Origin of the sequence: Flavobacterium tegetincola DSM 22377 (assembly GCF_000425485.1) — a bacterium.
Taxonomy (GTDB): domain Bacteria; phylum Bacteroidota; class Bacteroidia; order Flavobacteriales; family Flavobacteriaceae; genus Flavobacterium; species Flavobacterium tegetincola.
Genome location: NZ_AUDN01000008.1, coordinates 117,358 through 134,960 on the forward strand (window position 1 = coordinate 117,358; position 17,603 = coordinate 134,960).

Genomic DNA, 17,603 nt, shown 5'->3' on the forward strand with positions numbered 1-17,603 from the left:
ACCATTCGATCCTAGCAGCAGTTGTCCGTTATCGGTTATCGGTTATCAGTTCTCGATAAAATAAATATCGATAGTAATTCATCATTTATATTGAAATTGCGATTAATATTGCAATTGATATTGACCCTGATATTGTCCTTAATATTGACATTGCTAATTTTCCAGAAAACCGTATCTTTGCAGCCTTAAAATACAATGTATGCAACTTTCAGAACAAGAAATCATTAGAAGAGAAAAGCTTCAAGCTTTGCGTGACCTAAATATCAACCCCTATCCTGCGGATTTATTTCCGGTAAAACATACTTCAAAACAAGTAAAGGAAAATTTTAGCGAAGGTCAAAAGGTGGTTCTTGCTGGACGTTTAATGAGTGTTCGCGACCAAGGTAAAGCAGCATTTGCTGAATTACAAGATAGCGAAGGCAGAATTCAGATGTATTTAAATCGCGACGTGATTTGTCCCGATGAAGACAAAATGATGTACAATCAGGTGTTTAAAAAACTGACTGATTTAGGTGATTTTATTGGTATCGAAGGGGAAACTTTTTTGACGAAAGTCGGAGCTCAATGTATTCGTGTCGATAAATTTACTTTTTTAAGTAAAACCATTCGTCCATTGCCGTTGCCAAAAACAGACGAAGACGGAAATATTCACGATGCTTTCGTAGACCCAGAATTGCGCTACAGAATGCGTTATGTAGATTTAGTGGTGAATCCAAACGTGAAAGAAGTTTTTGTAAAAAGAAACAAGTTGTTTTCTGCAATGCGAAATTTCTTTAACAATGCCGGATACATGGAAGTGGAAACGCCTATTCTGCAAGCCATTCCAGGTGGTGCTGCAGCACGGCCTTTTATTACACACCACAACAGTTTAGACATTCCGTTATACATGCGAATTGCAAACGAATTGTATCTAAAAAGACTTATCGTAGGTGGATTTGACGGTGTTTATGAGTTTTCTAAAAACTTCAGAAATGAAGGAATGGACCGAACACATAATCCGGAATTTACCGCAATGGAAATATATGTAGCCTACAAAGACTACAACTGGATGATGGAATTTACCGAAAATTTGCTGGAGCATTGTGCTACAGAAGTCAACGGAAGTAATGAAACAACTTTTGGCGAACATAAAATCAATTTCAAAGCGCCGTATGCTCGAGTTACAATGACCGATTCTATCAAACATTTTACAGGCTTTGATATTTCAGGTAAAACAGAAGCGGAACTTTTTGAAGCTGCAAGAGGCATGGGAATTGACGTGGACAACACGATGGGGAAAGGAAAATTAATTGATGAAATTTTTGGCGCAAAATGCGAAGGAAATTACATTCAGCCCACTTTCATCACTGATTATCCAAAGGAAATGTCGCCTCTTTGTAAAGAGCACAGAGACAATCCAGAATTAACAGAACGCTTTGAATTAATGGTTTGCGGAAAAGAAATCGCTAACGCATATTCAGAACTAAACGACCCAATTGACCAAAGAGCACGTTTTGAAAACCAAATGAAACTAGCCGAAAAAGGAGACGATGAAGCCAACGGAATCATCGATGAAGACTTCTTAAGAGCTCTAGAATACGGAATGCCACCTACTTCTGGTTTAGGAATTGGAATGGACCGATTGATTATGTTTTTAACCAATAATCCATCAATTCAGGAAGTATTGTTTTTCCCTCAAATGCGTCCGGAAAAGAAAGCCATTCAAGTCGAACTTTCTGACGAAGAAAAAACTATTATTCTACTTTTGAATAAAAACGAAAATACATTTGATTTAGCACAATTAAAGCTAGCCGCTGGCTTGAGCGGAAAAAAATGGGACGCTTCGATGAAAAATCTAAGCAGACATAATTTAATAAAAGTGAGTTTAACTGGCGATACAAAGACAGTTGAATTTGTAGGGTAAACCAACTGATAAATAGATCATAGAAAGGAGTTCGTAATGAGCTCCTTTTTTTTTATGTTATAATTTAGAAGCTGTTAAAACTTTACCAATATTATTAATTCATTAAACTAAATTCTTTTTTAAAGGTCTTAATGGTATAACGTTTTAAAATTTATAATTATGAAAAGAATAATGATACTTGCAATTTTATCCTTGAGTTTATCAGGAATTGCACAAGAGCGACGCGACAACAATCGAAAAGAAAAAGTAGAATTCACGCCGGAACAAAGGACTGAATTGCAGGTTAAAAAAATGACCTTGGACTTAGATTTAAGTGCGAAACAGCAGAAGGAAATTTCCGAACTGATGCAAAAGCAACAAGCCAAACGAGCGGTGACACGTGATGAAATGAAAGCCAAGCGCGAGGAAATGAAAAAAAGAAATTCGGATGACAAATTTGCTATGCGAACCAAAATGCTTGACCAACGAATTGCGATGCATACAGAAATGAAAAAAGTTCTTAGTCCTGAACAGTTTGCAAAATGGGAAAAAAATGCAGATAAAAAGACAAAGCACGTTAAAATGCGCAACAATAAAAAAGAATCTAAACAAAAATAATTTTGGTTTTATGATTTATTTAATTAGATTTGGCAAACCAAACTATTAAAAACTATAATCATGAAAAATATATTTGTTGCATTGGCACTTTTTGCTGCTCTTGGAGTTAGCGCTCAAACTAAAAAAGCAACTTTAGCTCCAGCAACATCCGTTGAAGCCCCGATGCTAACTGCTGAAGCTGCTGCAGAACGTGACATGAAAGCTTTATCAGCTGTAGTTACTGTTGAGGAGTCGGCAAAACCTGAAATAAATAAAACATTTATTACAAAATACCGAACAAAAGCAGAAAACACTCTTTCTCAAGATCGTATGGCGGCACTTAACGCTTACGTTGAAAGTCAGCTAGCTACATACCTTGGTGATGCTAATTTTGCAAAACTGAAAACAAATACAAAACTGTTCAATCAGTTGACAAAGTAATATAAGATTACATTATTAATTCATTGAAAAGACTCCTTAATTGGGGTCTTTTTTATTGTCCTAAACTATTTAAGCAACTTTAAATTATTTGATCATTTTCTTTCTGATTAACACTAAAATCAAGATAGGGAAAGTCATTGCTATAAAGAAAGGTAAAATGTAATGAATTAAATTCATAGCTAGAAAAACTGCCATAATTAATAATTGAAAACCCAATCCATACACAGACAAGATAGTCATAAACCAATTGGGAAATCGTTTCACTTTGTACGCACTTGCATCTAAAAAGTAGATAATTCTGTCGTACACTCCATAAAGACTTAGGTACATTTTAAAAATGTTATTTACCGCACGTTGGGTTTCACCAGGTAGAGCTTTTGGAGCATTAATTTCAAAAACTTTACTTGTTGCATCTCCTCCAAGAGTATTATTCCGAAGAATTACGTAGTAGTAATTGTATAAAGTACCTTGCAATTGCAGTCCAAAAAATGCAGCAATAAGTAACGAAAAATGCGAATTTGTAATATAAGCAATTGTACCTAAAAACATAAAATTGAGCAGGATATCAAAGATACTGTCCAAATACCTACCAATATAAGAAGGCGTTTTTTTAAGACGTGCCAACTCGCCATCTGCAGCGTCTATTCCAGATTTTAAAAGTAATAGAAATCCGGCTAAGATATAATAACCAGACAGCATACTCACAATCGAAAGTAAGCCACAAAAGCCAAAAAGAAAGGTAACGTGAATGGGAGTATACTTTGTTTTTTGCAAGGATTTTGCAAGAAATCTTCCAAATGACCTACCGTAATCTGATAAATCTAAAAATTGGTTTTCGGCACTAAGTTTGGACATTATAAAACGAGGAGAAAAGTCAGGACAATATAGTCGAAAAAAAAATTGAGCCGTAAAAGTAGCTCAATTTTTTTAGTTTTATTCTTTTTAGAATAACAATATGATGGTAGAATCAATTACAAGTTTAACGTAATTATATTATTATAGCTTTTTGGCCACTTTCGCAATTGCCGCTATGGTAAAATCTAAATCTTCATAGGTCAAAGCATCCGTTATAAACCAAGTTTCGTAGGCAGATGGAGCAATGTAAATTCCTTCGTCCAATAATCCATGGAAAAATTGTTTAAAACGCTCGTTATCTCCTTTTTTTGCTGATTCAAAATCGATTACTTCTTCTGCAGCAAAATGCACAGAAATCATTGAACCTACTCTGTTTATAGTAAATTCAATTGCTTCTTGCGTCAACACGTTCCGAATTCCGTCTTCCAAATATGCAGTTTTTGCAGCCAAACGATCGAAAATTTCTGTATCAGCATCTAAAGTTTGTAGCATGGCCAAACCAGCCGCCATAGCAAGTGGATTTCCTGATAACGTACCTGCTTGATAAACGGGACCAAGAGGCGCTAAATAATTCATGATTTCCTCACGAGCTGCAAAAGCACCAACAGGCAATCCGCCTCCTATTACTTTTCCAAAACACGTAATATCTGCTTTTATGTTATATAATTCCTGCACACCGCCTTTAGCCAAACGAAATCCAGTCATAACCTCATCAAAGATCAAAAGAATTCCATTATCGGTACACATTTGGCGTAAGCCTTCTAAAAATCCTTTTTGTGGCGGAATACATCCCATATTTCCTGCTACAGGTTCGACAATAATGGTCGCAATTTCTCCTGGATTGGCATCAATTAATTGTTGTACACTTGCTAAATCATTAAAATTGGCAAGCAACGTATCTTTTGCCGTTCCCGCTGTAACTCCTGGACTGTTGGGCGAACCAAAAGTAATGGCACCACTTCCAGCTTGAATTAAAAAGGAATCTGAATGTCCGTGGTAGCAACCTGCAAATTTTATTATTTTATCTCTATTTGTAAAACCTCGTGCCAACCGAATCGCACTCATGCAGGCTTCTGTACCTGAATTTACAAAACGAATCTTATCAATATTCGGAACCATTTTTACCGCTAAAGTGGCAATTTCGGTTTCCAAAGCTGTTGGCATTCCAAACGACGTTCCTAGTTTTGCTCTAGATATTACTGCATCCACAACTGGTGGAAATGCATGACCTAAAATCATGGGGCCCCATGAATTGATGTAGTCAATTAAACGTCGATCGTCTTCATCATACAAGTAAGCTCCTCTTGCATATTTAACAAATATGGGCGTTCCACCGACTGATTTAAACGCTCGGACTGGCGAATTTACACCACCAGGAATTACTTTTTCAGCTTCTGCAAAAAGCTGACTACTTCTTTTATAAATCATTTTTAAATTTTATTTTAGATAAAAGTGGCTTTCGCAACTTACTATTTTACTATTAATTTTTGGCCGATAGAAAGTGTATTGTCAGATAATTTATTCTTTTTCTTTAAATCTTCTACCGTAATGTTGAACTTTTTAGAAATGGCATACAAGGTCTCACCAGCTTGCACTTCATAAGTATTTCCAACTTGATGACTCGCAATGATTACTGGTTTCGCAGCATTGTCAAATGGCGTGTATCGATTTCCTAAAACTTCTGAATCATACTGGTGCAAATTGTACTTTTCAATATAATTAATCAATTTTTCAGGATATCTTGGATCTGTGGCATATCCTGCTTTTCGCAAACCTTTGGCCCAAGCTTCGTAATCATCTTTGTCCAGTTCAAATAAACTTGCATACCTACTTCGACCGGTCAAAAATAAAGCATGATCTCTGTAGGACTCTGCTGGATCTTTATATTTTCTGAAACATTCTTGAGCGGCATCATCGTCATGATATACTTTTTCGCCTTCCCATCCTGTATGGCACTTAATACCAAAATGATTGTTGGAACGCTTTGCCAAATCACCTCTTCCCGCTCCAGATTCTAAAATTCCTTGTGCCAGAATAATACTTGCAGGAATGCCATATTCTTTCATATTGCTTTTTGCAATATTTTTAAAATCATTTATGTAAGCAAAAACAACATCAGTATACACGGTAGTTTTTGATGTGGAAACCATGGTCTCCGTTTCTCTGTTTTCTGATTTTGGACTTGTGGTCTGTTTTTTTGTTTGAACCGTTCTTTTGCTTGTAGTGTGTTTTGATTTAGAAGTCTTTGAATACTTCTTTGAACTTCCACAACTCATGAGCAAGACAACGACAAATAGACACGCAATTTTTTTAATCATTTCTGTTTATTTTTGGTAATTTCTTTTTTTCTAACAAATTATTTATACCTGCAATTCCCTGAATTCCTCCAGTGTGAATCATTAAAATCCTTGAATTATCGGCAAAAAACCCGTCTTTAATTAAACTTCTAACGCCAAAAACCATCTTTGCCGTATAAATCGGATCCAAAAGAATTTGCGTTTCAGCATAAAAATCATTCATAAAGGTGATTAATTCAGGGGTAACTTTGCCATAACCACCAAATTCAAAACCATTTACGAGTTGCCAATTTGTTTCGCTTACAAAATTACGAATTTCATTTTGCAAAAAATCCCCTTTTAACGCCGGAAATCCCAAAACTTGCTGATTTGACAACGAACTTTTGATAATTCCCGCAATTGTGCCTCCAGTTCCAACTGCAGAAACTATATAATTGAATTTTTTATCTTCTTCCGTTAAAATTTCAGTACAACCTTTTACCGCTAATTCGTTCGTTCCGCCTTCGGGAATAAGGTAGAAATCGCCAAATTTTTCTTTTAGCGAAAGTAAAAAAGCTTTATCCGTTTTATTTCGATAGATATCTCTTGAAACAAACTCAAATTGCATTCCGTTTTCCGAAGCGAATTTCAAGGTTGGGTTATCATTTATTTTTTCAGCTAATTCATCGCCTCTTATAATTCCAATTGTTTTGAGTCCTTCAAATTTTCCAGCAAAAGCAACTGCTGCAATGTGATTGGAAAATGCACCACCGAAAGTCAAAAGTGTTGTGCAATTTTGTTTTTTGGCTTCCGCCAAATTATATTTGAGTTTCCTGAATTTATTACCACTCACAAACGGATGAATTAGGTCTTCTCGCTTGATGTAAACGTCGATATTTCTTTCTTTATCAGAAAATGCGAATTGGTTTTTTACTTTTAGTGGAATCATATAAGAATCTATTACAGTTTTTTTTAAATTTTATTGGATATAATGGTTTTTAATTTGTGAAAAAAATATTCATTAATTACACTCAATAAACTTTAATAATACAGATTAAATACACCTACTTTAACTTCTTTAATTTTTAGTTTCTCATCACTAATTTCATCTTTGTCAATAATGAAAACTTTTCGTATATTTGAGTTGATTAGTTGGTTTAAATCATAATTATTAAATTTCTTCAAATAATTCATACTTATTATTTTACTCGAATTTGTTTTTAAAAATGTTTTGTCTCTGTAAAACACATCCGCTGGTTCGCTAAAACTTTTAAGATTCACACTCATAAAAATACCCGAAGTGCATTTAAATTGCCACAAATATTGTTGTCCAAAAGTATTCCTTTCTTTATTAGAAATTTCACCAAGTTGTATTTCCTTGCCTCTTTCAACGTACAAATAAATCGTATCTAAGGACTTAACTCTTTCAAATTCCTCGTCATAAAAATAATTTCTCAAATTTAAGTACGACTTTGAAAACTTTTCTCTAACTTCTGGGAATGTGTATTTAGGCTGCCAATTATTTCCATGTGAAGTTATAAGTTTCAAAATTTTACCACCTTTACTTATTGAAACCACACTTGTATCTTTATCGTAATGGGAATAATAGCTCTTTTGAGTAGTGTCGGCTTCAATAAGCTTTTCAGGATTAATTTTAACTAATGCATCTATTAGAATTTCACATTTTAACTTATCTTCCTTGCTAAGTGTGATGGTGTTAATAAGACTGTCTTCGCAGCGCGTATAAAATATGATTTCATTGTTTTTCATAGAAATGTATCGATTATATTGCATGTCAATGATTAAAGCAGATGTACCTTCGTTCAAGAGCTTTCTGACTTTATGTCCTTCATTTTTATAATCGAATGTCTCGTAGTTAGAAAAGACAAAACTAGAATCAGCTTTACTTTTTGGGATTATTGATTGTGAATAAGTATCAGCGTAAATTAAAACCGTTAAAATTAAAATGTATTTCATGTTCATTTATTTAAGGAATTGTAGAAGTCTCCCAACGGAAATATTTACTGTTTCATATAATTTAAAAAATTCCAAAACCTTCTTTTGCGCAAAAAATACTCCTTCGATTCATTGGCGTAAGCCTCACGTTCAAAACTAATATTTCTATAAGCCGTATGTTTATCCTTATATTGCAATATTCGTATGAAATATTCGATTCCGTACCAAATGAAAAACGGCAAAATCAATAATTCCATTTGTTGCTGAATATGGATTTTCTCATGTTGCATTATTATTGGATTGGAGATATTTTTCCTATCTTTTAAAATAATAAAAGGAAAGACTGTGAGTCCCGCAAAACCCTTTGGAATTAAATATTTTGCAACAGTAACGAACATTTGCCTTAAAGTTTTTAAATTTGCCTCTATGAACGAGCAAAATAAGGAAAATAAATTAATTGAAGGAGAAGATTTTTACTATACGCCCGAAGGTTACAAATGTTTTACCGAAAAACACCACTTAAAACGCGGTTATTGCTGCAAAAGTGGCTGTAGACATTGTCCGTATGGATATGATAAGAAAACGGGAACAGTCAAGAAGTAGAACAGTTTTCAGTTGTCAGTTGACGGTTGTCAGTTAACCTCTGGAATAGAACAACACTATAATAAATGATGCGAGATATTTTTAAATAGACGATAAAAAACCGATTACAATTATAACAGACAACTGTAAACCGACAACAAATATTATGACTTTCAAAGAACAAATACAACAAGGAATTCCATCCACTTTACCACAAGTAAAACCATACGAAACTCAAATTAACCATGCTCCAAAACGTAAAGAAATTCTTTCGGACGACGAGAAAAAATTAGCATTGCGAAATGCGTTGCGTTATTTTGACAAGGAACATCACGCGGTTTTGGCAAAGGAATTTTTAGAGGAATTGAATACCTACGGTCGAATTTACATGTACCGTTTTCGTCCCGATTATGAGATGAAAGCGCGACCAATTTCAAAATATCCTGGAAAATCCGAACAAGCGAAAGCGATTATGTTGATGATTCAGAATAATTTGGATTATGCAGTCGCTCAACATCCACATGAGTTAATTACTTATGGTGGAAATGGTGCTGTTTTTCAAAACTGGGCTCAATATTTATTGACGATGAAATATTTGTCAGAAATGACTGACCAACAGACATTGACCATGTATTCTGGTCATCCGATGGGATTATTTCCTTCACACACAGAAGCTCCAAGAGTTGTGGTGACGAATGGAATGGTAATACCAAATTATTCGAAACCGGATGATTGGGAAAAAATGAACGCGTTGGGAGTTTCTCAATACGGCCAAATGACAGCGGGAAGTTATATGTACATTGGTCCACAAGGAATTGTACATGGAACGACAATTACGGTTTTGAACGGCTTCAGAAAAATTAAAAAAGAACCAAAAGGCGGTTTATTCGTGACTTCTGGTTTAGGCGGAATGTCTGGAGCTCAACCAAAAGCAGGAAATATTGCAGGTTGTGTGACGGTTTGTGCAGAAGTAAATCCAAAAATAACGCATATTCGTCATTCGCAAGGTTGGATTAACGAAGTGGTTGAAAACATTGAAGATTTAGTTCCAAGAGTTCAAAAAGCATTAGAAAATAAAGAAACCGTTTCCATCGCTTATTTAGGAAATATCGTTGATGTTTGGGAACGTTTTGACCAAGACAATGTACATATTGATTTAGGTTCTGACCAAACTTCGCTGCACAATCCTTGGGCTGGAGGTTATTATCCAACTGGTTTTACATTTGAAGAGTCGAATGAAATGATGGCGAATAATCCGGAACAATTCAAAACGGAAGTTCAAAAAACACTTCGTCGACATGCGGATGCAATTAACAAACATACTGCAAAAGGCACTTATTTCTTTGACTATGGAAATGCATTTTTACTAGAGGCTTCAAGAGCTGGGGCAGATATTATGGCCGAAAACGGAATTGATTTTAAATACCCAAGTTACGTTCAAGATATTATGGGCCCCATGTGTTTTGATTACGGATTTGGTCCGTTCCGATGGGTTTGTGCTTCAGGGAAATCAGAAGATTTAGCAAAAACAGATAAAATTGCTTGTGATGTTTTAGAGGAAATGATTCAACATTCGCCTGAAGAAATTCAGCAGCAAATGGCGGATAATATTCAATGGATCAAAGGCGCTCAAGAAAATAAATTAGTAGTAGGTTCTCAAGCTCGGATTTTATATGCAGATGCAGAAGGTAGAGCTAAAATTGCAGAAGCGTTCAATCAAGCTATTGCAAAAGGAGAAATTGACACTGTAATTCTAGGTCGCGACCACCATGATGTTTCGGGAACGGATTCTCCTTACCGCGAAACTTCTAACATTTATGATGGCTCACGATTTACGGCTGATATGGCGATTCAGAATGTAATTGGCGATAGTTTCCGCGGTGCTACTTGGGTTTCTATTCATAATGGCGGTGGCGTTGGCTGGGGCGAAGTAATCAATGGCGGCTTCGGTATGGTTCTTGATGGTTCTAAAGAAGCGTCAAAACGTTTAGCATCAATGCTTTTCTGGGATGTAAACAACGGAATTTCACGTAGAAATTGGGCTCGGAATGAAGGAGCTATTTTCGCAATAAAAAGAGCAATGGAAACGCAACCTTTATTAAAAGTTACCATCCCTAATATGGTGGACGATTCAATCTTAAACTGGTAGTAGTATGATGTCGATGAGTATGAAATTAATGGCGTTAGGTATTTGTCTGTTGGCAATCAGTTTGTTTGTAAAAAACATTTACATTCAATACCCTTTACTATTTACTTCAATTGTTTTGAACGTTTTTGCTGTGGTAAAGAGTTTCCAAGAGAAAAAAAATAAATAATCCTAAATTTTATACTATGAAAATTATCAGATGCCTTCCAATTTTACTCGTTTTTATACTTGCTTCCTGTTCCTCTGTAAGCGTATACAACGATTTTGATAAAAATGCCGATTTCACACAATACAAAACTTTTGCTTTTTATAAAGCGGGAGTGGATAAAGTGGAAATTTCAGATTTAGACAAAAAAAGAGTTTTAAAAGCTATTGAAGCTCAAATGCTTGCCAAAGGGTTTACTAAAAGTGAAAATCCTGATATTTTAATTAACTTCTTTACCAAATCACGCGAGCAAGTAGATGTCAATTCATTTAACAGCGGCTGGGGTTACGGTTGGGGATTTGGTTGGAATCCATACATGTGGGGCGGAAATCGCACATCCGTTCGGACGTCAACTAATGGCACTTTATTCATCGATATGATTGATGCAAAAAAGAAGGAAATGATTTGGCAAGGTGAAGGACAAGGCGAAATTTTTAGAAATCAAGACAAGAAAGAGGAACGGATTCAAGAGTTTGTGACCCAAATTTTGAAACAATATCCACCACAGATTAAGTAATAATTTATCAAATTAAGAGTTTTAAACCGTAGCAAAACTGTTACGGTTTTTTTTATATAGCATAGTCTAATATGTTTTAAGGCTATACCTCTAAATTTGTCAATCCAAAAAAAGTTAAATAAGTGAATCAAAATAAGCAATCCGTTCTTGTAAGAATTTTAAAAATCAGTGGTATTACTTTTGGTGTGACGCTGTTGCTTCTTATCCTAATTCCATTTGTATTTGCCGACACCATTACAGAAAAAATTAAAGGTTTAGCCAATGACAATTTAGATGGAGAAATCAGTTTTGCTGCATCTGATCTTTCCTTTTTCAAGCATTTCCCTTCCTTAACGCTAACCTTGACTGATTTTAATTTAAAGGGATCACTTCCATTTAAAAATCAATCTTTGGTTGCTGCACAAGACATTTCACTAGGAATTGATATTATGAGCTTGTTTTTTGAAAGTCAAATGAATGTTGACAAAATTTACATCAATGACGCTGCTTTTAATATCCAAGTCAATGAGAAAGGAGAAGCCAATTATAACGTTTATACTTCCGATGGAAAGGCAAAAAGCAATACTACTGAAAACGCTTCCCTTAAATTAAAACGCATCCAAATTGAAAATTCTACGATAATCTATAATGATTTAGCTACAAAGATAAATATTGACGCTTCAGGTTTTAATTATACTGGAAATGGGAATTTAAAGAAATCCAATTTTGATTTGCAAACCAAAGCTGTAATTGAGAATCTAAATTTTAGTTACAACAATGACGCATATCTGACCAATAAGAGAATTTCGGCTGAACTTTTGACACAAGTCAACACCAATTCCTTGTCTTTTATATTTGAAAAAAACGACTTAATCATCAATAAACTTCCTGTAGAATTCAAGGGAAAACTGGACATATTGAACAATGGTTATGCACTTGATTTTAATGTCAAAACAGAAAACAGTAATTTACACGACGTCTTTACGGCACTTCCTCCTAAATTTATTGTTTGGATGAATAAAACAGAAATTAAGGGTAAAACTGACGGTTTTTTGAAATTAAAAGGAATATACAGCGCTTCTGAAAATCGTAAACCAAGCATCATAATGGGTTTAAAAGTGCGAGATGGTTTTGTAGCTCATAATAAATCTGATAGCGCTGCCGAAAAAATCTACATGGATTACGAAACTGAATTACCTGAATTGGATATTAATAAATTGAAAGTGACTGTTGACTCGCTATATTTTACAGTAGGTAAAGAGTATTTTAGCGGAAATATCAAGACGCAAGGCATTGGAAAATCAATCCAAATTAACAGCAAAATAAAGTCAAAGTTAGACCTTGAAAAACTAAACAGAGCTATCGGAATTGAAAATTTACTTATGAAAGGTCAAATGGATCTTGACTTAATTGTAAACGGAATTTACAATGCTAATGAAAGAAAATTTCCTGTGACAAATGGCAAATTTCACTTGACCAATGGCATGCTAAAAACCACCTATTATCCAAAACCCATTCAAAACATTACGCTTAATGCCACTCTAGAAAACAAGAAAGGAACATTTGAAGATGTCAAATTAGTAATTCCCAAAGCAGGATTTAAATTTGAGGGCGAACCTTTTGTGATCAATGCTTCTTTTGAAAATTTTACTGATATCTTGTACGATGTAAAAGCAAAAGGAACCATCAATATGTCTAAAATCTACAAAGTATTTTCGCAAAAAGGAATCGATTTTGATGGATATATTAAAGCAGATTTGAGTCTTGCTGGTAAACAAAGCGACGCAACTAACCGAAGGTATGGAAATTTAAAAAATAGTGGCACCTTGGAACTTAAAAACATTGTCACTAAAAGTTCTTACTTACAAAAACCATTTACCATTACCGAAGGTCTGTTTACTTTCAATCAAGATAAGATGCATTTCCAAAATTTTAACGGCGTTTATGGTACGGCAACTGTAAAGATGAATGGATATGTAGAAAATGCAATCAATTTTATTTTAGCGGATGATCAAACGCTGCATGGTAATTTTAGCTTTACATCTGACGAAGTAAACATTAATGAATTGATGCCCACCGAGGTTGAAAAAACCAATGATCCTGATCCAAAGAAAAATACTAAAACGGTATCCACTGTAATTGAAATTCCAAAAAATCTGGATCTAAATATGCGTTTTAACGCTGCAAAAGTAGTATATGATGATTTAATAGTAAAAAATCTTATTGGAAATATACAAATTAAAAATGGTGGTTTGACGATGCAAAATGGGACTTTAAATATCATTGGAGCTACTGCGAAAATGGACGCCTTCTATAAAAATGATGGCAATCGCAAAGCCAACTTCAATTATAAAATAGTTGCCAGTGAATTTGATATTAAACGTGCATACAATGAAATTAAGCTTTTTAGAGAAATCGTTACAGCAGCTGAAAAGGCAGAAGGAATTGTTGCACTAGATTATAAAATTTCAGGGGTTTTGGACAATAATTTGCAACCCATAATGCCTTCTTTAGTGGGCGGAGGCATACTTTCGGTTAACAATGTAAAAATGAAGGGCTTCAAATTATTGAACGCAGTTTCACAAAAAACCGAAACAGACGTCTTTAATAATCCTGATATTTCTAAAGTTGACATCAAAACATCTATTAAAAACAATTTAGTAACCATTGAACCATTTACCATTAAAGCATCCTTATTCCGCCTTCGATTCTCAGGGCAAACAAGCTTTGATGGGAAATTAAATTTACAAATGCGTTTGGGTTTGCCACCTTTAGGAATCATTGGAATTCCTATGAAAATTTCTGGAACGCACGACAATCCCGATGTAAAATTAGGAAAAAAAGGAAAAGAACTGAAGGAGACCAAATATAAAAAGTGAGTACAGCATATGCTCACTTCTTTATGGTTTCCTAAAAAAGGTTTGACGGCAAAAGATTGTAGCGAAAACCAGGAAATAGCTCCAAAAAAAATGTGTAACTTTACGACCAACTACAACGATTGAAAACATGAGCCAGACATTTGAAAGTAACCCACTGATTGACAGATTGCCTAAACACTTAAAGCAGTTTATCAAACCGCAAGATTATGAGGATTATACTCCGATTAACCAAGCCGTGTGGCGTTATGTGATGCGAAAAAACGTGGATTACTTAAGTAAAGTAGCGCATAATTCCTACATAGATGGACTTAAAAAAACCGGTTTAGAAGTCGAAAACATTCCAAATATGTATGGAATGAATCGTATTTTAAAAGAAATTGGTTGGGCCGCTGTGGCTGTTGACGGATTTATTCCGCCTAACGCTTTTATGGAATTTCAAGCCTTTAATGTTCTTGTAATTGCATCGGATATCAGGCAATTAGAACACATTGAGTACACACCGGCACCAGATATTATTCATGAAGGAGCTGGACATGCACCTATTATTGCAAATCCAGAATATGCCGAATATTTAAGACGTTTTGGTGAAATTGGCTGCAAAGCCATTTCTTCAAGCAAAGATTATGAAATGTACGAAGCCATCCGTTTACTTTCTATTCTAAAAGAAGCAGAAGGCACCCCACAGCAAGAAATTGATGCTGCCGAGAAAGCTGTTGAAGATTTACAGAACAATATGGGCGAACTTTCTGAAATGTCGCAAATTAGAAATTTACATTGGTGGACGGTAGAATATGGTTTAATTGGAACAGTTGAAAACCCAAAAATTTACGGCGCTGGATTATTATCTTCCATCGGCGAAAGTGCTTGGTGTATGACCGATGAAGTGAAAAAAATTCCTTATTCTCTTGCTGCGGCAGAGCAAAGTTTTGACATCACAAAACCACAACCACAGCTATTTGTAACACCTGATTTTGCTTATTTAAATCAAGTTTTAGAAGAATTTGCAAGTACAATGGCATTGCGAAAAGGAGGTCCAAAAAGCGTTAAAAAACTAATTGATTCTCAAGCATTAGGCACAATAGAATTGAGTACAGGATTACAAGTTTCTGGAAATTTCAGCGCTGTTATTGAACACAACGGAAAATCTGTTTATGTTCAAACTACGGGCAAAACAGCTCTGTCTTACAGAGGCAAAGAACTTGTAGGTCACGGTACAAACGTCCATAAGGATGGTTTTGGAAGTCCAATTGGAATGCTTAAAGGAATCAACTTGGCTATTGAAGACATGAGCCCAAGAGATTTAAAAGCCTACAACATTTACGAAGGTGAAAAAATCACACTTGACTTTGAGGGAGATATTACGGTTTCTGGTGAAATCATTACAGGTTCAAGAAACTTACAAGGTGAAATCATTATAATCAGCTTTAAAAACTGTACGGTTATGCATGGCGAAAAAGTACTTTTCCAGCCAGATTGGGGAATCTATGATATGGCTGTAGGTAAAAAAGTGGTTTCTGCTTTTTCAGGACCTGCAGATACAAACAGTTTTGACCTCATCACTCACGTACCTTCAAGTCAGACTATTAAGGCTTCCAAAACAGAAGAACGAACCGAATTGGAACATTTGTACAGAAAAGTACGATCCATCCGTGAAAACAATAAGCACGGAGAATCCATTAAAAATATATTCTTAGAACTGAAGGCAAATCACCCTAAAGATTGGTTGCTTCCCCTGGAATTAATTGAAATACTCAAAGAGCGAGACGAACCTGCATTAATGCAAGAAATCTTGATCTATATTGAGAAAATAAAGGAAAACCGACCGGCAGTAAGCCAACTGATCAGCAATGGATTGGAACTGATTTTTGAAAAAGAGCCGGTTTAGCAACATTTGTTACAGTAGGACGCGTTTCATTCTTTTAACTTTGTCAAAAAATTAAACAATATGGGATTTTTAGATTTTATAGGCTTAGGAAGTAAAGTAAGTGACATTGAAGAATATGCAAAAAAAAGCGCCATAATAATTGATGTCCGAAGTCACGCAGAATATGCAAATGGTCACGTGATGGGTTCAAAAAATATTCCGCTGCAAACTTTGACGCATGAAATAGAAAAAATAAAAAGTTGGAACAAACCGATTATTGCCTGCTGTCAATCGGGCATGCGAAGTGCTCAAGCAACGACTATTTTAAAGAAGAATGGCATTGACTGCATTAACGGTGGCGGATGGAGTTCCTTGAATAACAAACTTGCCGCGATGTAATGCCTTCGCAGCTATGATTCAAATTATTTACTAATTTATAATGCAATTTTTCACCAAGGTTCCAATCGTCGCGACTTCTAATCCTATAAATTATCAGTCAAAGATTATTTCTGTCGGTTCTTGTTTTGCCGAAAACATGGGTGAAAAATTGCAATTTTTTCAGTTTCAAAATACGGTTAATCCTTTCGGTATTATATTCAATCCCAATTCGATTGAAAAACTAATTGCACGAGCCATTCACAACCAAATTTTTACAGACGACGACATCTTTTTTTACAATGAAAGATGGCAGTGTTTTGAAGTACATTCGGACCTTTCACATCAGGATAAAGAGATTTTTCTGTTGCAATTAAATCAAACTTTAGCCTCTTTTTTTAAAGAAATCAAAACGGCAACTCATTTCATACTCACGTTGGGTACTTCTTGGGTTTATAAAACAGTTGATACAAATGAAATTGTAGCCAATTGTCATAAAGTACCTCAAAAGCAATTTGTAAAACAGCTACTTTCAAGCACTGAAATAGCCACTTCTTTGCAGAATAGTGTTGCATCTATAAAACGGGTTAATCCTAACTGTCACTTCATTTTTACAGTTTCGCCCGTCCGCCACATTAAGGATGGTTTTGTAGAAAATCAGGTGAGTAAAGCACATCTTATCGCTGCTATCTATGATTTAATTACTCACTATAATGAAGCAGCGTATTTAAGTTATTTTCCATCTTATGAAATTATGATGGATGAACTGCGGGACTATCGTTTTTACAATCCTGATTTGCTGCATCCAAATCAGACGGCTGTGGACTATATTTGGTCACGATTTGTAGAAACACACATTGAAAAGACTGCATTACCAACGATGCACACTGTAGAAACCATTCAAAAGGGGTTACAGCACCGCGCTTTTAATCCCGAATCTGTTTCGCATAAAAAATTTTTAGATAACCTAAAGCAAAAGACAACGAAACTGCAATCCATCCATCCGCATATGTATTTTAAAATTTGATGCTCTTATTTCCTCGTTAAAT

Annotated in this window: 16 protein-coding genes; 10 read left to right on the forward strand and 6 right to left on the reverse strand. The window is 35.0% G+C overall.

Annotated features, from left to right (window positions below; all coding sequences use genetic code 11):
* The first annotated feature begins 199 nt into the window (after positions 1 to 199).
* The 3 genes from lysS to H602_RS0102050 all read left to right on the forward strand — a co-directional run bounded on the left by lysS (position 200) and on the right by H602_RS0102050 (position 2,920).
* Positions 200 to 1,903 (forward strand): lysine--tRNA ligase, encoded by a 1,704-nt coding sequence (gene lysS / locus H602_RS0102040; RefSeq protein ID WP_026976517.1) that lies wholly within the window; start codon positions 200 to 202, stop codon positions 1,901 to 1,903.
* 159 nt (positions 1,904 to 2,062) lie between these two features.
* On the forward strand, positions 2,063 to 2,500 hold the full coding sequence (locus tag H602_RS0102045) for a Spy/CpxP family protein refolding chaperone (protein WP_026976518.1): 438 nt from the start codon (positions 2,063 to 2,065) through the stop codon (positions 2,498 to 2,500).
* Positions 2,501 to 2,560: 60 nt separating this feature from the next.
* Entirely contained in the window at positions 2,561 to 2,920 is a 360-nt protein-coding gene (locus tag H602_RS0102050; protein WP_026976519.1) for a hypothetical protein, read from the forward strand.
* 84 nt (positions 2,921 to 3,004) lie between these two features.
* On the opposite strand, the gene H602_RS0102055 is transcribed toward H602_RS0102050, so the two are convergent.
* The 6 genes from H602_RS0102055 to H602_RS0102080 all read right to left on the reverse strand — a co-directional run bounded on the left by H602_RS0102055 (position 3,005) and on the right by H602_RS0102080 (position 8,405).
* Positions 3,005 to 3,775 carry a CDP-alcohol phosphatidyltransferase family protein gene (locus H602_RS0102055; protein WP_026976520.1) on the reverse strand — a complete coding sequence of 257 codons (771 nt, stop codon included), beginning with the start codon at positions 3,773 to 3,775 and terminating at the stop codon, positions 3,005 to 3,007.
* A gap of 141 nt (positions 3,776 to 3,916) precedes the next feature.
* Entirely contained in the window at positions 3,917 to 5,203 is a 1,287-nt protein-coding gene (hemL, locus tag H602_RS0102060) for a glutamate-1-semialdehyde 2,1-aminomutase (protein WP_026976521.1), read from the reverse strand.
* A gap of 41 nt (positions 5,204 to 5,244) precedes the next feature.
* Positions 5,245 to 6,093 carry a glucosaminidase domain-containing protein gene (locus tag H602_RS0102065; RefSeq protein WP_026976522.1) on the reverse strand — a complete coding sequence of 283 codons (849 nt, stop codon included), beginning with the start codon at positions 6,091 to 6,093 and terminating at the stop codon, positions 5,245 to 5,247.
* Entirely contained in the window at positions 6,086 to 7,000 is a 915-nt protein-coding gene (locus tag H602_RS0102070) for a 1-aminocyclopropane-1-carboxylate deaminase/D-cysteine desulfhydrase (protein ID WP_026976523.1), read from the reverse strand. Before H602_RS0102070 ends, H602_RS0102065 begins: the two co-directional genes overlap by 8 nt.
* Before the next feature lie 92 nt (positions 7,001 to 7,092).
* Complete coding sequence (locus tag H602_RS0102075; protein ID WP_157504811.1) at positions 7,093 to 8,028, reverse strand: hypothetical protein; 936 nt, start codon at positions 8,026 to 8,028, stop codon at positions 7,093 to 7,095.
* A 44-nt stretch (positions 8,029 to 8,072) separates the two neighbouring features.
* Positions 8,073 to 8,405 (reverse strand): hypothetical protein, encoded by a 333-nt coding sequence (locus H602_RS0102080; RefSeq protein ID WP_026976525.1) that lies wholly within the window; start codon positions 8,403 to 8,405, stop codon positions 8,073 to 8,075.
* A gap of 28 nt (positions 8,406 to 8,433) precedes the next feature.
* On the opposite strand from H602_RS0102080, the gene H602_RS20065 reads away from it, so the two are divergent.
* From H602_RS20065 to H602_RS0102120, 7 genes are all read left to right on the forward strand, one after another.
* Positions 8,434 to 8,610 (forward strand): C1orf53 family protein, encoded by a 177-nt coding sequence (locus H602_RS20065; protein WP_169516014.1) that lies wholly within the window; start codon positions 8,434 to 8,436, stop codon positions 8,608 to 8,610.
* 145 nt (positions 8,611 to 8,755) lie between these two features.
* Positions 8,756 to 10,738: a urocanate hydratase gene (locus H602_RS0102090; protein WP_026976526.1), complete on the forward strand. Its 1,983-nt coding sequence runs from the start codon at positions 8,756 to 8,758 to the stop codon at positions 10,736 to 10,738.
* A gap of 182 nt (positions 10,739 to 10,920) precedes the next feature.
* A complete protein-coding gene (locus H602_RS0102100) occupies positions 10,921 to 11,457 on the forward strand; it encodes a DUF4136 domain-containing protein (protein ID WP_026976527.1) in 537 nt (178 codons plus the stop codon).
* 122 nt (positions 11,458 to 11,579) lie between these two features.
* Positions 11,580 to 14,315: an AsmA family protein gene (locus H602_RS0102105; protein WP_026976528.1), complete on the forward strand. Its 2,736-nt coding sequence runs from the start codon at positions 11,580 to 11,582 to the stop codon at positions 14,313 to 14,315.
* A gap of 127 nt (positions 14,316 to 14,442) precedes the next feature.
* A complete protein-coding gene (locus H602_RS0102110; RefSeq protein ID WP_026976529.1) occupies positions 14,443 to 16,200 on the forward strand; it encodes an aromatic amino acid hydroxylase in 1,758 nt (585 codons plus the stop codon).
* 60 nt (positions 16,201 to 16,260) lie between these two features.
* Positions 16,261 to 16,578, forward strand: a complete 318-nt coding sequence (locus H602_RS0102115) for a rhodanese-like domain-containing protein (RefSeq protein WP_026976530.1) — start codon at positions 16,261 to 16,263, stop codon at positions 16,576 to 16,578.
* Between the two features lie 40 nt (positions 16,579 to 16,618).
* Complete coding sequence (locus H602_RS0102120; protein ID WP_026976531.1) at positions 16,619 to 17,581, forward strand: GSCFA domain-containing protein; 963 nt, start codon at positions 16,619 to 16,621, stop codon at positions 17,579 to 17,581.
* The last annotated feature ends 22 nt before the right edge of the window (positions 17,582 to 17,603 follow it).